General features: G+C 70.6%; 12 protein-coding genes. 9 read left to right on the top strand and 3 right to left on the bottom strand.

Features of this window, described 5'->3' with window-relative positions:
• Nucleotides 1-42: 42 nt before the first annotated feature.
• The 5 genes from IF54_RS0126400 (at nucleotide 43) to IF54_RS0126380 (ending at nucleotide 6,481) form a co-directional block, all read left to right on the top strand.
• A complete protein-coding gene (locus tag IF54_RS0126400) occupies nucleotides 43-2,082 on the top strand; it encodes a bifunctional rhamnulose-1-phosphate aldolase/short-chain dehydrogenase (protein ID WP_030322958.1) in 2,040 nt (679 codons plus the stop codon).
• Nucleotides 2,079-3,515, top strand: a complete 1,437-nt coding sequence (locus IF54_RS0126395) for a rhamnulokinase (RefSeq protein WP_030322957.1) — start codon at nucleotides 2,079-2,081, stop codon at nucleotides 3,513-3,515. The genes IF54_RS0126400 and IF54_RS0126395 overlap by 4 nt, the downstream gene beginning before the upstream one ends.
• A gap of 73 nt (nucleotides 3,516-3,588) precedes the next feature.
• On the top strand, nucleotides 3,589-4,344 hold the full coding sequence (locus IF54_RS0126390) for a (Fe-S)-binding protein (protein WP_030322956.1): 756 nt from the start codon (nucleotides 3,589-3,591) through the stop codon (nucleotides 4,342-4,344).
• Complete coding sequence (locus IF54_RS0126385) at nucleotides 4,341-5,828, top strand: LutB/LldF family L-lactate oxidation iron-sulfur protein (RefSeq protein WP_030322951.1); 1,488 nt, start codon at nucleotides 4,341-4,343, stop codon at nucleotides 5,826-5,828. Before IF54_RS0126390 ends, IF54_RS0126385 begins: the two co-directional genes overlap by 4 nt.
• Nucleotides 5,825-6,481, top strand: a complete 657-nt coding sequence (locus tag IF54_RS0126380; RefSeq protein WP_030322950.1) for a LutC/YkgG family protein — start codon at nucleotides 5,825-5,827, stop codon at nucleotides 6,479-6,481. Before IF54_RS0126385 ends, IF54_RS0126380 begins: the two co-directional genes overlap by 4 nt.
• Here the strand turns inward: IF54_RS0126380 and IF54_RS0126375 are convergent.
• Together IF54_RS0126375 and IF54_RS0126370 are read right to left on the bottom strand one after the other, a co-directional pair.
• On the bottom strand, nucleotides 6,454-9,423 hold the full coding sequence (locus IF54_RS0126375) for an alpha-L-rhamnosidase (RefSeq protein ID WP_030322949.1): 2,970 nt from the start codon (nucleotides 9,421-9,423) through the stop codon (nucleotides 6,454-6,456). The two genes, IF54_RS0126380 and IF54_RS0126375, sit on opposite strands and share 28 nt — an antisense overlap.
• Before the next feature lie 282 nt (nucleotides 9,424-9,705).
• The gene (locus IF54_RS0126370) at nucleotides 9,706-11,130 is read right to left on the bottom strand and encodes a family 43 glycosylhydrolase (RefSeq protein ID WP_030322946.1); all 1,425 of its coding nucleotides are present in this window, start codon (nucleotides 11,128-11,130) and stop codon (nucleotides 9,706-9,708) included.
• 410 nt (nucleotides 11,131-11,540) lie between these two features.
• Between IF54_RS0126370 and IF54_RS0126365 the strand changes: the two genes are divergently transcribed.
• Entirely contained in the window at nucleotides 11,541-12,974 is a 1,434-nt protein-coding gene (locus IF54_RS0126365; RefSeq protein WP_030322943.1) for a glycoside hydrolase family 43 protein, read from the top strand.
• Nucleotides 12,975-13,179: 205 nt separating this feature from the next.
• On the opposite strand, the gene IF54_RS0126360 is transcribed toward IF54_RS0126365, so the two are convergent.
• Complete coding sequence (locus IF54_RS0126360; protein ID WP_030322936.1) at nucleotides 13,180-13,773, bottom strand: hypothetical protein; 594 nt, start codon at nucleotides 13,771-13,773, stop codon at nucleotides 13,180-13,182.
• 136 nt (nucleotides 13,774-13,909) lie between these two features.
• Between IF54_RS0126360 and IF54_RS0126355 the strand changes: the two genes are divergently transcribed.
• The 3 genes from IF54_RS0126355 to IF54_RS0126345 all read left to right on the top strand — a co-directional run bounded on the left by IF54_RS0126355 (nucleotide 13,910) and on the right by IF54_RS0126345 (nucleotide 17,227).
• Nucleotides 13,910-14,767 carry an AAA family ATPase gene (locus IF54_RS0126355; protein WP_030322934.1) on the top strand — a complete coding sequence of 286 codons (858 nt, stop codon included), beginning with the start codon at nucleotides 13,910-13,912 and terminating at the stop codon, nucleotides 14,765-14,767.
• On the top strand, nucleotides 14,764-16,113 hold the full coding sequence (locus IF54_RS0126350; RefSeq protein ID WP_030322931.1) for a vWA domain-containing protein: 1,350 nt from the start codon (nucleotides 14,764-14,766) through the stop codon (nucleotides 16,111-16,113). The genes IF54_RS0126355 and IF54_RS0126350 overlap by 4 nt, the downstream gene beginning before the upstream one ends.
• A 139-nt stretch (nucleotides 16,114-16,252) precedes the next feature.
• Nucleotides 16,253-17,227 carry an NAD(P)-dependent alcohol dehydrogenase gene (locus tag IF54_RS0126345; protein WP_030322929.1) on the top strand — a complete coding sequence of 325 codons (975 nt, stop codon included), beginning with the start codon at nucleotides 16,253-16,255 and terminating at the stop codon, nucleotides 17,225-17,227.
• Nucleotides 17,228-17,310 lie beyond the last annotated feature (83 nt).

Genomic DNA, 17,310 nt, shown 5'->3' with positions numbered 1-17,310 from the left:
GGGTAAGAACACCTCCCCTCTCTCCAGAAGGAACCGAACGTCATGGCAACCCACCCCGAAGCCGCCGCTCTCCTCGCCCGGTCCCGTCGGCTTGGCTCCGATCCCCGTAACACCAACTACGCCGGTGGGAACGCTTCCGCCAAGGGCACCGACACCGATCCGGTCACCGGGGGTGATGTGGAGCTGATGTGGGTCAAGGGGTCCGGGGGTGATCTCGGGACGTTGACCGAGACGGGGCTTGCCGTGTTGCGGCTGGACCGGATGCGGGCGCTCGTCGACGTGTACCCGGGTGTCGAGCGCGAGGACGAGATGGTCGCCGCGTTCGACTACTGCCTGCACGGCAAGGGCGGGGCCGCTCCCTCCATCGACACCGCCATGCACGGGCTCGTCGAGGCCGCTCATGTCGATCATCTGCATCCTGATTCCGGTATCGCTCTCGCCTGCGCGGCCGACGGGGAGAAGCTGACCGCCGAGTGCTTCGGGGACACCGTGGCCTGGGTGCCGTGGCGTCGGCCCGGGTTCCAGCTCGGGCTGGACATCGCCGCCATCAAGGCCGCCAACCCGCAGGCCATCGGCGTCGTTCTCGGCGGCCACGGCATCACCGCGTGGGGTGACACCGCCGAGGAGTGCGAGCAGAACTCGCTGCACATCATCCGGACCGCCGAGAAGTTCCTGGAGGAGCGCGGGAAGGCCGAGCCCTTCGGGCCCGTCATCGAGGGGTACGGCGCGCTCGGCGAGGCCGAGCGGCGGGAGCGGGCCGCCGCGCTCGCGCCGTACGTCCGCGCGATCGCCTCCCAGGACAAGCCGCAGGTCGGGCACTTCAACGACTCCGAGCCGGTGCTGGAGTTCCTGGCCCGTGCCGAGCACCCGCGGCTCGCCGCGCTCGGCACCTCCTGCCCGGACCACTTCCTGCGCACCAAGGTGCAGCCGCTCGTCCTCGACCTGCCGCCGACCGCTCCCGTGGAGGAGGCCGTCGCGCGCCTGGCGGAGCTGCACGCCGAGTACCGCGAGGAGTACGCCGCCTACTACCGGCGGCACGCGCTGCCCGACTCCCCCGCCATGCGCGGCGCCGACCCGGCGATCGTGCTGATCCCCGGCGTCGGCATGTTCTCCTTCGGCAAGGACAAGCAGACCGCCCGGGTGGCCGGCGAGTTCTACGTCAACGCGATCAACGTGATGCGGGGCGCCGAGGCGGTCTCGTCGTACGCGCCGATCGAGGAGTCCGAGAAGTTCCGCATCGAGTACTGGGCTCTCGAGGAGGCCAAGCTCCAGCGGATGCCGAAGCCCAAGCCGCTCGCGACGCGCATCGCACTGGTCACGGGCGCGGGCAGCGGGATCGGCAAGGCCATCGCGCAGCGGCTGGTCGCCGAGGGCGCGTGTGTCGTGGTCGCCGACCTCAACGGCGAGAACGCGGCCGCCGTGGCCGAGGAACTCGGCGGTTCCGACAAGGCCGTCGCCGTGACGGTCGACGTGACGGACGAGGAGCAGATCGCCGGGGCGTTCAAGGCCGCCCTGCTGGCCTTCGGCGGGGTGGACCTCGTCGTGAACAACGCCGGCATCTCCATCTCCAAGCCTCTCCTGGAGACCTCCGCCAAGGACTGGGACCTCCAGCACGACATCATGGCGCGCGGTTCCTTCCTCGTCTCGCGCGAGGCGGCCAGGGTGATGATCGCGCAGAAGCTCGGCGGCGACGTCGTCTACATCGCCTCCAAGAACGCCGTGTTCGCCGGCCCGAACAACATCGCCTACTCCGCCACCAAGGCCGACCAGGCCCACCAGGTGCGGCTGCTCGCCGCCGAGCTGGGCGAGCACGGCATCCGCGTCAACGGCGTCAACCCGGACGGCGTGGTGCGCGGGTCCGGGATCTTCGCCGGCGGCTGGGGTGCCCAGCGCGCGGCGACCTACGGCATCGAGGAGGAGAAGCTGGGCGAGTTCTACGCCCAGCGGACCATCCTCAAGCGGGAGGTGCTCCCCGAGCATGTCGCCAACGCCGTCTTCGCGCTGACGGGCGGGGAGTTGACGCACACCACCGGTCTGCACGTCCCGGTCGACGCCGGCGTCGCCGCCGCCTTCCTGCGATGAGCGGGTCCGTGAAGTCGTACGCCGCGGTGGACCTCGGCGCGTCCAGCGGACGCGTCATGGTCGGCCGGGTCGGCCCCGACAGCCTGGAGCTGACCGAGGCCCACCGGTTCGTGAACCGGCCCGTGCGACTGCCCGAGGGCCTGCGCTGGGACATCCTCTCGCTCTACGGCGGTGTCCTGGACGGGCTCAGGGCGGCAGGCCAGGTCGACTCGGTCGGCATCGACAGCTGGGCCGTGGACTACGGGCTGCTGGACGGGGACGGCAGGCTGCTCGGCAACCCCGTGCACTACCGCGACTCCCGTACCGAGGGTGTCGCGGAGAAGGTGTGGGCGACCGTGCCCGCGCCCGAGCTGTACGCGGCGACCGGGCTCCAGTACGCGCCCTTCAACACCCTGTACCAGCTCGTCGCCGAACAACGCACGGGCGCCCGCAGGCTGTTGCTCGTCCCCGATCTGCTCACCTACTGGCTCACCGGTGAGCAGGGCACCGAGCTGACGAACGCCTCAACGACCCAGCTCATCGATCCCCGGACCCGCGGATGGTCGTACGACATCGCGCAACGGCTGGGCATCGACCTGGAGTTGTTCGCGCCGCTGCGGCAACCCGGCGATCCGGCCGGCCTGTTGCGGCCCGAGGTGCTGGAGGAGACCGGACTCGCGGGGCCCGTGCCGGTGACGGCGGTCGGCTCGCACGACACCGCCTCCGCGGTGGCCGCCGTGCCCGCGTCCGGTGAGCGGTTCGCCTACATCTGCACCGGGACCTGGTCCCTGGCGGGCCTCGAACTGGACGCGCCGGTGCTCTCCGAGGAGAGCCGGGCCGCCAACTTCACCAACGAGCTGGGGCTCGACGGCACGGTCCGGTACCTGCGGAACATCATGGGGCTGTGGCTGCTCCAGGAGTGCGTACGGGCCTGGGGCGACCCCGACCTGGGCGAGCTGCTGCGGGAGGCGGCCGAGGCGCCGGCACTGCGCTCGGTGGTGGACGCCTCCGATCCGGTCTTCCTCCCGCCGGGGCGGATGCCGGAGCGGATCGCCGAGGCCTGCCGTGCCTCCGGTCAGCCGGTGCCCGTCTCCCCCGGCGAGATCACACGCTGCATCCTCGACTCGCTGGCCCTGGCCCACCGCCGCGCCGTCGAGGAGGCGCAGCACCTGGCGGACCGTCCCGTCGACGTCGTGCACATCGTCGGGGGCGGCACCCGCAACGCCCTGCTCTGCCAGCTGACCGCCGACGCCTGCGGGCTGCCGGTGGTGGCGGGGCCCACCGAGGCGGCCGCGCTCGGCAACGTCCTGGTCCAGGCGCGGGCCCACGGGCTCGTCGGCGACCTCGCGGGCGGCCGCGGGCTGCTCACCCGGACCCAGCCGCTGACCCGGTACGAGCCCCGGGGCGATCCCGCGCGCTGGCGTGAGGCGCAGGCGCGGCTCGTCCGGATCTGACCCCGGGTCTCCCCGGGATCCCGCCTCCCGGTTACGCTGCACTCATCCGATGATCGACCACGAAGGAGCCGCGATGCGTGTCGCCCTGTTCCTGACCTGCGTCAACGACACGCTGTATCCGGACACCGGGCGCGCCGTGGTGAAACTGCTGACCAGGCTGGGGGTCGACGTCGATTTCCCGATGTCCCAGACCTGCTGCGGGCAGGCCCACTACAACACCGGATACCGGCATGAGGCGGAGCCACTGGCCCGGCATTTCTCCGATGTCTTCCGGGACTACGAGGCGATCGTGACGCCGTCCGGCTCGTGCGGGGCGATGGTGCGGGAGCTGTATCCGCGGATGGGCGAGCGGGCCCGGGCCGAGGGGCGCGGGGACAGTCTCGCGGCGACCCTGGCGCCGGTGGTGCCGAAGACGTACGAGCTGACGGAGTTCCTGGTGGACGTGCTGGGGGTGACGGATGTCGGGGCCTGCTACCCGCACACCGTGACCTATCACCCGACCTGCCACGGTCTGCGGGGGCTCGGGCTGGGCTACCGGCCGCGGCGCCTGCTCGAGGCGGTCAAGGGGCTCGAACTCAAGGAGCTGCCCGGCGCCGACGAGTGCTGCGGCTTCGGTGGCACCTTCGCGCTGAAGAACTCCGATGTCTCGGCGGCGATGGGCGCGGACAAGGTGCGCAACGCCGAGTCGACGGGCGCCGAGGTGCTGTGCGCGGCCGACAACTCCTGTCTGATGCACATCGGGGGCACGATGGGCCGGCTGGAGTCGGACATGCGGCCGGTGCACATCGCGGAGATCCTGGCGAGCACGGAGGAGGAGCCGGCCGTATGAGCGGGACGTTCGTAGGAATGCCGGCCTTCCCGGAGGCCGCGCACGAGGCCGTCAACAACCCGACCCTGCGCGGGAATCTGCGGCACGCCACCCACACGATCCGCGCCAAGCGGGAGAAGGCCGTCGCCGAGGTCTCGGACTGGGCGGAGTTGCGCGAGGCGGGCAAGCGGATCAAGGACCACACGCTGCGGCGCCTCGACCACTATCTCGTGCAGTTGGAGGAGTCGGTGGTGACGGCTGGCGGCACCGTGCACTGGGCCGCCGACGCCGACGAGGCCAACGAGATCGTCACCCAGCTCGTCAAGATGACCGGCGAGACGGAGGTCGTCAAGGTCAAGTCGATGGCCACGCAGGAGATCGGGCTCAACGAGGCCCTCGAAGCCGCGGGCATCCGGGCCTACGAGACCGATCTCGCCGAGCTGATCGTGCAGTTGGGCAAGGACCGGCCCTCGCACATCCTCGTCCCGGCCATCCACCGCAACCGGGGCGAGATCCGGGACATCTTCGAGCGCGAGATGAGCGAGTGGGGCCGCCCGGCCCCCGAGGGGCTCACCGACACGCCCGCCGAACTGGCGGAGGCGGCACGGCTGCACCTGCGGGAGAAGTTCCTGCGGGCCAAGGTCGGCATCTCCGGCGCCAACTTCATGGTCGCCGACACCGGCACCCTGGTGGTCGTGGAGTCCGAGGGCAACGGACGGATGTGCCTGACCCTGCCGGAGACGCTGATCTCGGTCGTCGGCATCGAGAAGATCGTGCCGACCTGGCAGGACCTGGAGGTCTTCCTCCAGACCCTGCCCCGCTCCTCCACGGCCGAGCGCATGAACCCCTACACGTCCACCTGGACCGGGACCACGGACGAGGACGGCCCCCAGACCTTCCACCTGGTGCTGCTCGACAACGGCCGCTCCGACACCCTCGCCGACGAGGTCGGCCGCCAGGCCCTGCGCTGCATCCGCTGCTCGGCCTGTCTGAACGTGTGCCCGGTCTACGAGCGGGCCGGCGGGCACGCCTACGGCTCGGTCTACCCCGGACCCATCGGCGCGATCATCAGCCCCCAACTGCGGGGTACGGCGAGCGAGATCGACGCCTCGCTGCCGTACGCCTCCTCGCTGTGCGGGGCCTGCTACGAAGTCTGCCCGGTCGCCATCGACATCCCCGAGGTGCTGGTGCACCTGCGCGAGCGGGTCGTTCAGGGCGGGCCGGTGGTCCGCGAGGGCAACAAGGTGGTGCTCAAGCCGGCCAAGGGGCACGCGGCCGAGCGGGCGGCGATGCGGGCGGCACGCTGGGCGTTCGCCCACCCCGGTGTCCTGCGCACCGGACAGCGGGCGGCCTCGCGCACCCGGCGTCTGCATCCGCGTTCGCTTCCGGGACCGGGCAAGGCCTGGAGCGACACCCGGGATCTTCCGACCGTCCCCCCGGAGCCGTTCCGCGACTGGTGGCAGCGGACCGACGGCGGCCGCTCGGAGAAGGGGGGCTCGAAGTGAACAGCAGGGAAAGGATCCTGGGCCGGGTGCGGCGCGCGCTGTCCGACGTCTCCGGCGAGGACGCTCCGATCGAGCGGACCTATCTGCGCGAGCACGGTGACCGCACGGTCGGGGAGACCGTGGAGCTGCTGGCCGAGAACCTCGCCGACTACCGGGCGATCGTGCACCGCTGCACCACGGCCGACCTTCCGGCCACCCTTGCCGGGATGCTGGCGGCGCGGGGCGCGAAGACGGTGCTCGTGCCGCCGGGCCTGGAGCCGTCCTGGCTCGCGGAGACCGGGGCCGAGCAGGTGCCGGACCGGGCCGGGAGCACCCCGCACGAGCTGGACCGGATCGACAGTGTGGTCACGGCGTGCGCGGTGGCGATCGCGGAGACCGGCACGATCGTCCTGGACGGCTCGCCCGACCAGGGCCGCCGCCGCATCACGCTCGTCCCCGACCACCACATCTGTGTCGTACGGATCCCGGACCAGGTCGTGTCCTCGGTGCCGCAAGGCCTCGAACGCCTCGACCCGGTACGCCCGTTGACCTGGATCTCCGGCCCTTCGGCGACCAGCGACATCGAGCTGGACCGGGTCGAGGGGGTGCACGGTCCGCGCACCCTCGAGGTGGTACTGGTGGCGGATCAGGCGAGCGCGGAGGTCAACTCGTAGCGCCCCGAAGGCAGTTCGTAGGAGGCGACGCCGCCCTCGAAGCCGAGGTGCTCGACTCCCCGGACGCGTGACAGGGGGGTGCGGCCCTCGCACACGGAGCCGGGGTCGGCTGTGGGGATGCGCAGGGTCGCCGTGCTGTTGGCGGGCACGGCGATCCGGTGCGTGAACCGGCTGTCCCGTACGGCCCATTCGCTGACGATCTCGCCGTACGGCGACAGGTGCGAGCCGCTGACCCGGGTGATCCGGCCGGTCGGGTCGAGGTGGGGCCGCAGGAAGAAGTGCTTGAACCCCGGGTGCGCCGGGTCCTTGGCGATGCCGGCCATGCTCTCGTACATCCACTCCATGATCGCGCCGTAGGAGTAGTGGTTGAAGGAGTTCATCTCGACCGGCCCGAAACCGTCCTCCCTGGAGTACGAGTTCCAGCGCTCCCAGATGGTCGTCGCGCCGTTGCGCACCGAGTAGAGCCAGGACGGCATGGCGTCCTGGTGCAGCAGCTTGTAGGCCAGCTCCACCTGGCCCTCCTCGGTGAGGACGGGCGCCAGGACGTTCACGCCGAGGAAGCCGACGGACAGGGTGTTCTCGGCGTGTCCGGCGCGCGTGCTGTCGGGGTGGGCGGCCTTGTAGGCGGCGGAGTTGCCGATGTTCTCGGTGAGGAGCTCGACGAGACGCCGACGCTGCTCCCCGGTGTCGTACAGGCCGAGTTTGAGGATCCAGAGCAGGGCGGTCTGGGTGTCGTCCTCTGGCTGGGTGGGGCTGTCCCCGGGGGTGTACGGCGGCGGGTCGCCGAGGCCGGAACGCACGGTGAGCCGGCCTTCCTCACCGCTCAGGTACGTGGTGACGAAGGCCCGTTCGATCCGCGCGAAGAGCTCGTCGTAGGCCTGTCCCTCGGCGGTGCGGCCGGTGGCACGGGCCATGTCCGCCATGAGCCGGGCACTGTGGGCGTAGTAGGCGTCGCTGACGAGTCGGGTGCTGGTGACCTGGAAGGCCAGCCAGTCGCCGAAGATCGCACCCTGCCCGGCCCCGGTGTCGCCGGTGCGTGCGCGGATCCAGTCCATGTACGCCGTCATCGCGTCCCAACTGCGGTCGACGACGGTGGAGTCACCGCTCATCTGCCACACCGTCCAGGGCACGACGATCCCGCAGTCCGCCCAACCGCTCGCTCCGACGGGCTCGTTGTAGCGGGCTCCGGGGGCGATCCAGGGGAACTGCGCGCCGTCGGCGCCGTAGGTGCGCTGGGAGTCGGCCAGGATGTCCTGGAAGTGGCTCAGGAAGGTGACCGCATCGGCGTTGTAGAGGCCGGTGGTGGCGAAGACCTGGGTGTCGCCGGTCCAGCCGCAGCGTTCGTCGCGCTGCGGGCAGTCGGTGGGGACCCAGAGGTAGTTGCCGCGCTGGCCCCAACGGACGTTGCTGATCAACTGGTTGATGTCGGGGTCGTCGGTGGTGACCTGCCCGATGTCGCGGAGGGCGGAGGTGGCGACCCGGCCGGTCAGGTCGGTGAGGGTGACGGTCTCGGTCGTGGTGACGGAGAGGTAGCGGAACCCGTAGAAGGTCAGGGAGTCCTGGTGGGTCTCGCCCTTCGGGTCGCCCTTGAGGATGTAGGTGCCGGCGGCCTCGGCCGTGCGCAGGTTCGCCCGATAGACGGAGCCTTCGGGGCCGTCGGCGCCCGCGCTGGTGTCGTTGAGCATCTCGCCCGGCGCGAAGGTGACTTGGGCGCCGGACGGGCCGCGGAGGGTGTAGCGGGGCACACCGACCAGGTTCTGGCCGAAGTCGATCACGGCGGTGTCGCCGGGGTGCAGCGTCAGGGCGGCGGAGGCGGCCCGGGTGGGGTCGGTGATCGTGCGGGTGGGGTCGGCGGTGAAGTCCCTCCCGCCCGTGTGGACGGCGATCGACTGCGGCCTGCGGTCCCACTGCGGCATCAGCCGGGCCGACTCCCCCGGGTATGCGACCAGTCGGGAGCCGGGGAACCTGGTCGTGAAGTCGTGCGCCTCGACGCCGGACCAGGCGGAGGCGTCGAAGCCGTTCGCGGTCCAGCCGGGCAGTTCCCGGCGGGCGTCGTAGGTCTGGCCGTCGTAGAGGTCGTCGGCGCGGTAGGGGCCGGTGTCCGTGGCCCGCCAGTCGCTGTCGGGGGTGGTCACGATGGTCTGTGCGGAGCCGTCCTCGTAGCGGATCAGGAGTTTGGCCTTGAGGGCGAGGCGGTTGCCGTCCGGCGAGCAGTAGACGCTGTTCTCGGAGATCCGGCCGTTGTACCAGCCGTTGCCCAGCACGGCCGCGAGGGTGACCTCCCGTTCGTCCGCCAGGAGACCGGTCACCTCGTAGGTGAAGTAGCTGACGGTGGTGTCGTAGTTGGTCCAGCCGGGGGTGAGGAGTTCGTGGGTGGCGCGGCCGTCCTGAGAGACGGTGACGCGGCGGCCGTTGACGTAGGCGTCGTACACGCCGAGCGCTGAGACGTAGAGCCGGGCTTCGCGCACCCGGCCGCCGTCGAGGGCCGTCTGCTTCCTCAGGAGGGGGGCGCCCGGACTGTTGGGGGCCTTGCCCGCCATGGTGATCCACTGCGCACCTTCCCAGCCCGTCACGCCGTCGGTGCTGAGCAGGCCGGTCTCGAAGCGGGCGGTGGGGGCCTCGGGGAGCGGGCGGCCGTTCTCGTCCCAGAGCTCCACCGTCCAGTGGTAGCGCGTCGAGGGCTTCAGCGCGGGGCCGGCGTAGCGCACGGCCACCGAGTCCGCCGAGTCGACCCGGCCGCTGTCCCACACGTCCGCCTGGCCGACGGTGAGACGGTCGGGGGTGGACGCGACGAGGAGACGGTAGGCCGTCTGGCGCCGGCCGCGGACCCGGGAGGCGGTGCGCCAGCCGAATCGGGGACGGGCCTCGTCGACGCCGAGCGGGGTGGTGCGGTGTTCCACGGTGAGGCCCTCGACGGCGGTGCGGTCGTCTCCGTCGGTCATGCCGGTGTCCCTTCGGCCCACTGGGAGATGTGTCGATCCAGCCCAGTCTGCGGTGCGAGTCGGTCGCTGTCTCCCCACGTGTCTACTGGGCCGACAGGCGGATGTGGGCCAGGCGCGCGTGTGTGCCGGGCAAAACCGGATGGTGGTTCTGCCCGCGCAGGGGGGCCGATCGCGGGTGGGAGGGGGAGGAACGCGGGCGTGGCAGATGTGCCGGTTCGTTCGGGCAGCTCCGGCCCGGTGGGGGTCGGAGCTGCCCGAAGGGTCACGGGACGCCGGGATGCGTCACTGGGTGTAGAACGTGGCGTCGGCGCGGCCGGTTGCGGTGCTCACGGCCTGGACGTACAGCAGGTAGTCGTAGTGGCGGATGTAGGAGCCCGGCAGGTTGAACGACTCGTACGAGACCCCCGCGGAGTCCGCGAGACCGGCCCGGGCGACGAAGGAGGCGTCACTGGCGAACAGGGACGTCCCGTCGTTCTTCTCCACCCACACCTCGTTGTTCTTGTGGCGCAGGTAGTAGCCGGGGAAGTTGGCCGATTCCAGGGAGACGGTGCCGGTGCCGGCCAGGCCGGTGACGACGCGGAACTGCGAGTCGGCGATCGGGGCGACGTTCGCCTCGATCCTGGCGCGGTACTCCCAGTGCCGGATGAACCGGTCGGGGAAGTTGTACGACGAGAGCCGGATCGGGGTGAGACCGTCGGCGACGGGGATGCCGAAGTCGGGCGTGCCGTCGGCCTTCCAGTAGATCTTCTGGACACGGGTGCGGCGGTTGGGATCGTTGAGCGGGGAACCGCTGATGTCCTTGTAGCTGCGGTCGTGGTAGACGAGGAGGTCCGACGTGCCGTCCTCGGAGACCGTGAACTGGTTGTGCCCGGGGCCGTACTGGCTGGTGGCCGCGAAGCTGGCGAAGACCGGGCCGGCGCTCTTGGCCCACGCCGAGGCGCTGAGCAGGTCGGCAGAGGCGGACGCGGTCAGCATGCCCATGCAGTAGTTGGCGTCTGTGGCGCTGGCCGAGAAGGTCAGGAAGACCTTGCCGTTGCGTTGGATCACGGCCGGGCCCTCGTTGACGGTCTCGCCTCCGGCGGTCTCCCACGCGGCGGTCGGCCTGCTGATCATGACCGGGGTGCCGGTGATGCTCCAGGGGCTGGACATCCGTGCGAGGTAGATGTTGGTGCCGCGGCCGACGGCCGGGTCGTTCTGCGCCCAGGCGAGGTAGCGGGTGCCGTTCACGGTGAAGGTCGTCGCGTCCAGCGAGAAGGTGTCCAGCGGCAGCGCGATACGTCCCTTCTCCGTCCAGCTCCCCGTGATCGGATTCGCGGCGGCGCACTCCAGTACGTAGGGCCGGATGTGCCAGATGTCGTTGGCATCACCGGCGGCGAAGTAGATGTACCACTTGCCGTCGATGAAGTGGATCTCCGGGGCCCAGATGTAGCCGCCCATCACGCCGGTGGCGTGCTTGGTCCAGATGGTCGTCTCGGCGGCCGAGGACAGCCCCTGGATCGTGGTGGCCCGGCGGAGCACGATGCGGTCGTACTCCGGCACCGTGGCGGTGAAGTAGTAGAAGCCGTCGGTGTGCTTGAAGATGTGCGGGTCGGCCCGCTGCTCGGCGACGGTGTTCCTGTACGTCACGCCTGGTGACGCGGGCACGGCGGCTCGGGCGGACCCGGCAGAGACACCGGTGACGGTGGCGGCCGCCGAGCCGGCGATGATGCCGAGCAAAGATCGACGGGTGAGGACAGGTCTCACGTATTGCTCCCTTTGGTGCGGGCGGCACAGAGGACCGGCCACTCAACTTCCGATATTTCGAACGCCGTTCGTGAAATCGGCCAGAACGTAATCCCTGCATCAAGTCCTAGTCAACGCTTTGATCAAAGAAGGATCCGGCGAGTTCGTCGACATGCGGCGTGAAGCACCTATGGATGTCGAATGTATTGACGCGTCCCAGTTGCCACTCTTACTGTCTGCCCGATTCTACGAACATCGTTCGGCATTTCGAACAGTACGGCCCTTTCCGGATCGTGCGGTAACCGTCCCGCCCCGTTTCCCCCCACGAGAGTTCCCCGCCACCGCGCTCTTCCCTTCTCGCGACGGTGGCACCTGCACGAAGACAGGAGATCCACATGTCCGCGCTCCGCGCCCGGCTGACGGTGATATTGCTCGCCGCCTGCCTCCTCTTCGCCGGCCAGGCCCTGACCGCGCCCCAACAGGCCGACGCAGCCGATCCGGGGTACCTGATGGTGCACTTCACCGGCGAGGGGGCGACCAACCAGCAGATGTACCTCTCGCACAGCACGGACGGCCTGCACTGGAACGACCTCAACGGCGGCGGGATGGTCCTGCGCTCCCCGGTCGGCACGAAGGGGGTGCGCGACCCCGCATTCGTGAGATCCCCCGACGGCAGCAAGTACTGGATCATCGCGACCGACCTGTGCATCAGCTGCGGGCAGGACTGGAACGCCGCCATCAACAACGGCAGCCGCAACCTGGTGGTGTGGGAGTCGACGGACCTGGTCACCTGGTCGCAGCCCTGGCTGCTCAACGTCGCCGGCGCCATCCCCGACGGACGCAACGCCTGGGCGCCCGAGGCGATTTGGGACCCGCAGACCAACGACTACGTCCTGTACTGGGCGACCAACGTGCCCCTCGACGGCAAGACGAAGCACCGCATCTACTACGCCCGCACCAGTGACTTCCGCACCATCACCACCCCGCAGACCTACATCGAGCGCCCCGGCACGCAGGAGATCATCGACACCCAGATCATCGAGATGCCGGCCGGAGTCGGCAGCTACCGCTATGTGCGGGCCTCCGGTGACGGGCAGATCACCCTCGAGGGCAGCAACTCCATCCTCGGAACCTGGACGCGGCTCGGCGACCTCTCCGGCATCGGCCTGACCGGTTCGATGGTCGAGGGCCCGATGTGGATGAAGTTCAACGGCACCAACAAGTGGGCCCTTTACCTCGACCAGTACGCCTCCGGCGGCGGCTACATGCCGGTCCTGACGACCGACCCGTCCAACCCCGCCTCCTACCAGAAGCAGGCTTCGGGAAGCTACACCATGGGCGGCACGAAGAAGCGCCACGGCTGGATCATGAACCTGACCGCCGCCGAGGAGAGCCGTGTGCTCGCCCGCTGGCCGAACACCCCCGCGCAGCGGCTCCAGTCGTACAACTTCCAGGACCGGTACGTGCGTCAGACCAACTTCGATGTACGCATCGATCCCAACGTGAGCCCCGCCGAGGACGCCCAGTTCCGGCTGCGCCCCGGCCTGGCGGGCACCGGCACCGTCTCCTTCGAGTCGGTCAACTACCCGGGCTACTTCCTGCGCCACTTCAACTTCGACTTCCAACTGGTCCGCAACGACGGCAGCGCCCAGTTCGCCGCGGACGCCACCTTCCGCAAGGTCGCCGGCCTCGCCGACGCCGGCTGGTCCTCGTTCCAGTCGTACAACTACCCCGACCACTACATCCGCCACTACGCCTACGAACTGCGCCTCGATCCGATCACCACGACGACGGGACGCAGCGACGCCACCTTCCGTGTGACCAGCTGACCCCACGCCGACCGGGACCGGGGACCGCCCTCACCGCTCCGGGATGTGACTGCTGCCGGCCCAGCTCCACCAGTGGGCGAGCAGCACGTCCCGGAGCGGGTCGGCGGCGCCCCGGTTCCCAAGCCCGTCGGATCCCGCTCCACGTGGAACTCCAGGCCGAAACCGGACCCCGCCCGAACAGCACGACAGTCGTCGCCTCCTCACATCAGCTGTAGACGATCGGGCAGCCCTGGCGCAGGGAGTGTTCGGCCGCGCGGAGGTACAGCGCCACGTAGAACGACGCGTCGAGGTCCTCGGCCCACGGGCCCGGCCTGGCGGCAGCCACCCGCTCCGCGTCGCCTTCCAGGAACCAGTAGGTCAGGTCGAGGTTGTCGCAGGTCGCCGGTATCTCGTCCAGGGGCAGTCGCACCGCCTCGGCGAGCCGGCGCGTCATGTCGAGGACCTGAGGTGCTCCGGCGATCACCGTGGTGTCCGAGTAGGAGGATTCGACGGGCAGTTCGATCTCCTCGTCGAGCGAGACCGGCACCAGCACCGACCAGTCGAGGAGGGTCTCCGGCTCGGAGGGCCCGAGATGGGCGTGGGCCAGCCGCACGAAGCCGTCGATGGGCGGCACCAGCTTCTCCTCGAACCGCGTCCCCGATCCGCGGACCAACTCCGTGTCCTCGGGAACGGACTCGTACGACGGCAGCCCCCTGCGGCGCAGCTCCTCGTTCAACCCCGTGGCGACGGCCGCGCGGCCCTCCTCCTCGTCGGTGTCGAACCACTCCCGCGCCCCCACGCTCACCAGATAGATCCCCATGCCCCGAAACGTACAACGCACCACTGACAACGCCCCCGCGTCCCGGCCTCCAGCGACTGCCGCCCCGTGACAGAAGCGATGAACAAGCGCTTAGATAGTCGGGAAACGCGTTCCCGCCGAGCTGGAGGCCCCGTTGCTGTTCACATCCGTCGACGACGTCTCCGCACGCCTCGCCCGGACCGGCTACCTCGCCTCCCCCGCCGTCGCCACCACCGTGTTCCTCGCCGACCGGCTGGGCAAGCCGCTCCTGGTCGAGGGCCCCGCCGGGGTCGGCAAGACGGAGCTGGCCAAGGCCGTGGCCGAGGTCGCAGGCGCCCGGCTGGTGCGCCTCCAGTGCTACGAGGGCGTGGACGAGTCCCGGGCGCTGTACGAGTGGAACCACGCCAAGCAGCTGCTGCGCATCAGCGCCGGCCGGGACGAGACCTGGGACGAGACGCGCACGGACATCTTCAGCGAGGAGTTCCTGCTCTCCCGGCCCCTGCTGACGGCGATCCGCGGCGACGAGCCCAAGGTCCTGCTGATCGACGAGACCGACAAGGCGGACGTCGAGGTCGAGGGGCTGCTGCTCGAGGTGCTGAGCGACTTCCAGGTCACCGTCCCCGAGCTGGGCACGATCACCGCCGCCCGCCGCCCCTTCGTCGTCCTCACCTCCAACGCCAGCCGCGAGCTGTCGGAGGCCCTGCGCCGGCGCTGCCTGTTCCTGCACATCGGGTTCCCGGAGGAGGAGCTGGAGCGGCGGATCGTACGGCTGAAGGTGCCGGGTCTGGACGAGACCCTGGCCCGGTCCGTGGTGCGGGTGGTGGGAGCGCTGCGGGCGATGGACCTGCGCAAGGTGCCCTCGGTCGCCGAGACCATCGACTGGGCCCGCACCCTCCTCGCGCTCGGCGCGGACCACCTCGACGAGACGGTCGTACGGGACAGCCTGGGCGTGCTCCTCAAGCACCAGGAGGACATCCTCAAGGCCGGGGCCAAGCTCGACCTGGACGCCGTGTGAGCACCGCCGAGCGGCTCACCTCCCTGGTCGGCGCCCTGCGCGCGCACGGCGTGCGCATCGGGACCGGCGAGACGGTGGACGCGGCCCAGGCGGTCGAGGCGCTGGGCCTCGCGGACCGGGAGCGGTTGCGGGAGGGGCTGGCCGCGACGCTGCTGCACGGCACCACGCAACGGCGGGTGTTCGACCCGGTCTTCGACCTGTACTTCCCGCGGGGCGTCGGCGCGCCCGACACCGCTCCTGCGGACCGGGAGGAACTGCGCGAGCGTCTCGCCCGGGCCCTCGCCGCGAACGACGAGACCCTCATGGCCCGGCTCGCCGCCGAAGCCGTCGACGGGTTCGGCGGATACGGCAACTCCCCCTCGCCGGACGGCTGGTCGTCGTACCAGACCCTCGACCGGCTGCGCCCGCAGACCCTGCTCGCACGCGTCCGGGACGAGGTGCGGGGGCAGCAGCAGGGCGGCTCCGGGTTCACCGACCGGTTGCTGGAGGACGAGATCCGGCGGCGCATCGAGGCGTTCCGGGCCCTGGTGGCGGCGGAGGCCCGGCGGCGGGTGGCGGAGCGCCGGGACCGGGACGAGATCGCGCGCCGGGCGGTGGCCCCGACGACCGACCGGGTCGACTTCCTGTTCGCCGGGAAGGACCGGCTGGCCGAACTCCGGCGCACGGTCCAGCCGTTGGCACGCAAGCTGGCCACCCGGCTGGCGGCCCGCCGCCGCCGTGCCGCGCGCGGCAGCATAGATCTGCGGCGGACCTTGCGCGGTTCCCTGTCGACGGGCGGGGTGCCGATGAAGCCGGTGCTGCGCAGGCGCCGGCCGGCCCGGCCCGAACTGGTGCTGCTGTGCGATGTGTCGGGCTCGGTGTCGGGGTTCTCTGACTTCACGATGCTGCTGGTGCAGGCGCTGCACGACCAGTTCAGCAAGGTGCGGGTGTTCGCCTTCGTCAACCGGCTCGACGAGGTCACCGGGCTGCTGCGGCACGGAGCAGCCGACCCGGAGGGACTCGGCGCCCGGATCCGGGCCGAGGCCACGCTCACCGGCTGGCACGGCAGCAGCGACTACGGCGTCGCACTCGGCGAGTTCGCCTCGCGGTACGGGTCCGCGCTGAGCCCGCGCACGACGGTCTTCGTGCTGGGTGACGCCCGCACCAACATGAGCGACCCGAACCTGTCCGCCGTACGGGAGATCACCGAACGGGCCCGTCGCGTCCACTGGTTGAACCCGGAGGCGCGGGCGCAGTGGGGCACAGGCGACTCGGCCGCGTACGAGTACGCCGAGTTGGTGGACATGCACGAGTGCCGCAACGTACGGCAGCTCAGCGCGCTGGTGGGGCGACTGCTGCCGATCTGACCCCGGTGAAGCGGTCGACAGGTGTCGGGACACCGGCTGATCTGCCACCTCCCCCGGACAACCCGAACGGTTTCCGATGGCAGGGTGGGGTCTCTTCCGTCGTCTCTTCCGTACGCTCCGCAGTGACGGAGGGGGTCGTATGAAGGCAGTCGTCCAGGATCGCTACGGCTCGGCGGACACACTGGAGTTGAAGGAGGTCGACCGGCCGGTGCCGGGGGCCGGCGAGGTGCTCGTGCGCGTGCACGCGGCGTCTGTCAACGCCTACGACTGGCACTACCTGCACGGCGATCCCAGGATCGCCCGGCTGTCGCTCGGGATGCGCGCACCGAAGGTCCGGATCCGGGGCCGGGACTTCGCGGGCCGGGTGTCGGCGGTCGGTCCCGGTGTCGAGGGACTGCACCCCGGGGACGAGGTGTACGGCGAGGCGGACGGCACCTTCGCGGAGTTCGTGTGCGCCAAGGACAGCGAGACGGACCTCAAGCCCGCCGGCCTCAGCTTCGAGCAGGCGGCCGCGCTGCCCTTGGCCGCGAACACCGCGCTGATCGGCCTGCGGGACGTGGCCGGACTCCGGGCCGGCCAGTCCGTGCTGGTGAACGGCGCCTCGGGCGGGGTGGGCAGCTTCGCCGTGCAGCTCGCCAAGGCGTACGGCGCCGAGGTGACCGGGGTGTGCGGCGCGCGCAATGTCGAACTGGTCGGATCGCTCGGGGCCGATGACGTCGTCGACTACACGCGGGAGGACTTCGCCCGCGCCGGTCGCCGCTACGACGTCGTGCTGGACCTGGTCGGCAACCGCTCCCTGGCCGACCTCCGGCGCACGACGGCCCCCTCGGGAACCGTCGTCCTCTCCGGCGGGGGCGTGTTCGAGGGCGGCAGTCTCCTGGGCCCGGTGCGGCTCATCGTGCGCGGCCGGTTGCTCTCCCCCTTCGTGCGTCAACGCGTGCTCCCGCTCACCGCGAAGGCGAGCAAGGCGAATCTGACCGTGCTGCGGGAACTCGTCGACGCCGGCAAGGTCGCCCCGGCCATCGAGCGGATGTACCCGCTGAGCGGGGCGGCCGAGGCCGTCCGGCATCTGGAGGTGGAGCACGCGCGAGCGAAGATCGTGATCACGGTGTGAGGTCACGAGGGTCGGACATGGGCTGCGCGACGACCGCCCGGGACGGGTCCGTCCGCCGCTCGTTCGGGTAGTCCGTTGACCGC

It is taken from the genome of Streptomyces sp. NRRL B-3229 (assembly GCF_000719505.1).
Taxonomy (GTDB): Bacteria; Actinomycetota; Actinomycetes; order Streptomycetales; family Streptomycetaceae; genus Streptomyces; species Streptomyces griseorubiginosus.
The sequence above is the reverse complement of the archived record's forward strand: the minus strand, read 5'-3'. Positions and strand labels throughout refer to the sequence as shown.

Coding starts and splice junctions, on each gene's coding strand:
- IF54_RS0126375 (WP_030322949.1), bottom strand. CDS start 9,423: ATGACCGACGGAGACGACCGCACCGCCGTCGAGGGCCTCACCGTGGAA.
- IF54_RS0126365 (WP_030322943.1), top strand. CDS start 11,541: ATGTCCGCGCTCCGCGCCCGGCTGACGGTGATATTGCTCGCCGCCTGC.
- IF54_RS0126400 (WP_030322958.1), top strand. CDS start 43: ATGGCAACCCACCCCGAAGCCGCCGCTCTCCTCGCCCGGTCCCGTCGG.
- IF54_RS0126395 (WP_030322957.1), top strand. CDS start 2,079: ATGAGCGGGTCCGTGAAGTCGTACGCCGCGGTGGACCTCGGCGCGTCC.
- IF54_RS0126345 (WP_030322929.1), top strand. CDS start 16,253: ATGAAGGCAGTCGTCCAGGATCGCTACGGCTCGGCGGACACACTGGAG.
- IF54_RS0126385 (WP_030322951.1), top strand. CDS start 4,341: ATGAGCGGGACGTTCGTAGGAATGCCGGCCTTCCCGGAGGCCGCGCAC.
- IF54_RS0126390 (WP_030322956.1), top strand. CDS start 3,589: ATGCGTGTCGCCCTGTTCCTGACCTGCGTCAACGACACGCTGTATCCG.
- IF54_RS0126360 (WP_030322936.1), bottom strand. CDS start 13,773: ATGGGGATCTATCTGGTGAGCGTGGGGGCGCGGGAGTGGTTCGACACC.